The following is a 2242-nucleotide window of genomic DNA, read 5'->3' on the forward strand; positions in this document are numbered from 1 at the left end:
AGGAGACCTATAACAACGTCCGGCCGCACCAGGCGCTCGGCTACCTGACTCCGAACGAGTACATCCGCCGCTGGAAGGCGGCGCAGCCTGCCACACGCTCATGAGGAGGCAAAGTCTTTCGGATCTACTGGACCAGTACACTGCCTTGACACCTTCGAGCGGACTCGGATATGCTGATGGCGCATCGAACGCCGCGTGCCGAAGTGGCGGAATTGGCAGACGCGCTACGTTCAGGGCGTAGTGGGCGAAAGCCCGTGGGAGTTCGAGTCTCCCCTTCGGCACCACCGCGAATACCAAGGGCTTCTCCGGTGCGCGATCCACGGCACGGCTCCGATGTCTGAACCCGCCCCGCCGAGCGGTCTCGACGCGACGGTCCTCCACCATCTGCGCGGATTTCCGGAAGACCTCCAGCGTTTCGGCAACGTCCTCAAACAGGCGCACGGCCGCAGCGCGGTCGAGTTTTTCCTGTCGCGGCCGGCGCCGGCGGACTCATTTCTCGCCGCGCTCTGCCGCGCCGCGCGCGACGGCGAAGACGTCGTCACCGTGATCGAAGCGGCTGAAATCGTCGGCCGGCCGCCCGCCGCCCTGCTCACGCCCGACTCCGAGGCGGCGCTCCCACCGCCGTGGTGGGGCACGGGCCGGCATCGCCTGTGGCGGCGGGGGGATATTCTGCGGTACGCCGGCGGTGCAGCGGCGTCCGGGGCCGGCTAGACTCGCGTGGCGCGCCTCGCGCTCAACGTTCGGTGTTCCGCCTGCGGCTGCGAATTCGATACCGGAATCCGGATGGACGAACGGAACTTCGCCCGCGCGACCTTCGCGGCCAACTACCACGTGTGTCCGGCGTGTGGACGCCGTGGAACGTACGGGAAAGCCGACTACCGGGCGGTGGAACCGGCGCCGGACGCGCCGCCGGCCGAGACCTAGCCTAGCGGCGTGCGGGAGGCGCAGCGGCGGGGGGCGCCGCGATCCACCGGTCGGCCCACCGATGCAGCTCGGCGAACACCTTCTCGAGCGCGCGCCCCTTCTCGGTCAGCGCGTACTCGATGTGCACGGGCGTCTCCGGGTACACACGGCGCGTCACCATGCCTTCCGCTTCGAGCTCCTTCAACCGCTCGGACAGCAGCCGGTCGTGCAGTCCGGGCACCGCGCCGCGCAGTGCGGTGAACCGCTGAGGCCCGTCCATCAAGAGCTGCACGATCGCACCGGTCCAGCGCTTGCCGACGAGTTCGATCGTCTTGTGAAACTTGGGACAAATCTCCCCGAGTGCCTGCGGGGAGGCTCCCACGCCCTCGTGACCGGCACGCCGCAGCGTTTTCGTCGCCATCGCCCCTCTAGGCTAACACAAAATAAGGTACTTGACAACAGTAAGGCAGTGGAGTATTATGCTTATGAAACAGAAGTAACATACATAGAGGTAGCAGCGGCGCGCGGAGACACGAAGCCGCTGGGAAGAATCCAAAACGGGAAGCGGAAAGTGAGGGAGTCGTGATGGACCTCGGCCTCTTGATCATTCGGGTGGTGTTCGGCCTTCTCATGATCGGTCACGGCACACAGAAACTGTTCGGCTGGTTCGGCGGGTACGGGCTCAACGGCTCGTCCGGCTTCGTCGCGTCGCGCGGCTTCGCGCCGGCCAAGTTCTGGACGGCGACCGGAAGCCTGTCGGAATCGGTCGGCGGGCTCCTCCTGCTTGCGGGATTTCTGAGCCCGCTCGGCTCGATCGCGATCGCGGCGGCGATGCTGACGGCGATCGTCGGGTTCCACTGGCCCAAGTTCTGGGCGTCCGACGGCGGATACGAGCACGCGCTCGCCATGCTGACGGCGGCGGTGGCGGTCGGGATCACCGGCCCGGGCGCGTACTCGCTCGACGCGGTGCTCGGCACGGCGGTCCCCCCGATGGCCGCCGGGATGATCGCCATCCTCGCGGCGATTGGGTTCCTGGTCGGCGTCGTGGGGGCGGCGGTCCGCCGGCGCGCGACCGCGGGTACGTCCCAGAAGGCCGCGGCGTAACCGAGGCCCGGCTTCGCCGGAACACGATCGCAGCCAACCGGCGGGGAGCGGCTAAGTCGCCGCTCCCCGCCTTGCTGTTTCCCGACGCCGACGGGGTGTCTAGGTTCAGATAGATCCGACTACACTTGACACTCGGTGCAACGGCGGCATCGGGGCCGCTTCCGGCCGTTGGGCGGTGGCTATACTGGCACCACCATGGCCATCCTCAAGCCGTTCCTACGCCGGCGCGTCCGGG

At 67.7% G+C, this 2242-nt stretch carries 5 protein-coding genes and 1 tRNA gene; 5 read left to right on the forward strand and 1 reads right to left on the reverse strand.

Features of this window, described 5'->3' with window-relative positions; all coding sequences use genetic code 11:
- The 4 genes from VKT83_16280 to VKT83_16295 all read left to right on the forward strand — a co-directional run.
- Nucleotides 1-104 (forward strand): integrase core domain-containing protein (locus VKT83_16280; protein HLY24025.1); only part of this gene is annotated, 104 nt, incomplete at its 5' end.
- Between the two features lie 93 nt (nt 105-197).
- A tRNA-Leu gene (locus VKT83_16285) sits at nt 198-284 on the forward strand.
- 49 nt (nt 285-333) lie between these two features.
- Complete coding sequence (locus VKT83_16290) at nt 334-711, forward strand: hypothetical protein (GenBank protein HLY24026.1); 378 nt, start codon at nt 334-336, stop codon at nt 709-711.
- A gap of 72 nt (nt 712-783) precedes the next feature.
- The gene (locus tag VKT83_16295) at nt 784-924 is read left to right on the forward strand and encodes a hypothetical protein (GenBank protein ID HLY24027.1); all 141 of its coding nucleotides are present in this window, start codon (nt 784-786) and stop codon (nt 922-924) included.
- Nucleotide 925: 1 nt separating this feature from the next.
- On the opposite strand, the gene VKT83_16300 is transcribed toward VKT83_16295, so the two are convergent.
- Nucleotides 926-1324, reverse strand: a complete 399-nt coding sequence (locus VKT83_16300) for a helix-turn-helix domain-containing protein (GenBank protein ID HLY24028.1) — start codon at nt 1322-1324, stop codon at nt 926-928.
- Nucleotides 1325-1488: 164 nt separating this feature from the next.
- Here VKT83_16300 and VKT83_16305 point away from each other — a divergent pair, with 164 nt between their 5' ends.
- Entirely contained in the window at nt 1489-2007 is a 519-nt protein-coding gene (locus VKT83_16305) for a DoxX family protein (GenBank protein HLY24029.1), read from the forward strand.
- The last annotated feature ends 235 nt before the right edge of the window (nt 2008-2242 follow it).

The sequence above is a fragment of the bacterium genome (assembly GCA_035308905.1).
Taxonomy (GTDB): Bacteria; Sysuimicrobiota; Sysuimicrobiia; order Sysuimicrobiales; family Segetimicrobiaceae; genus DASSJF01.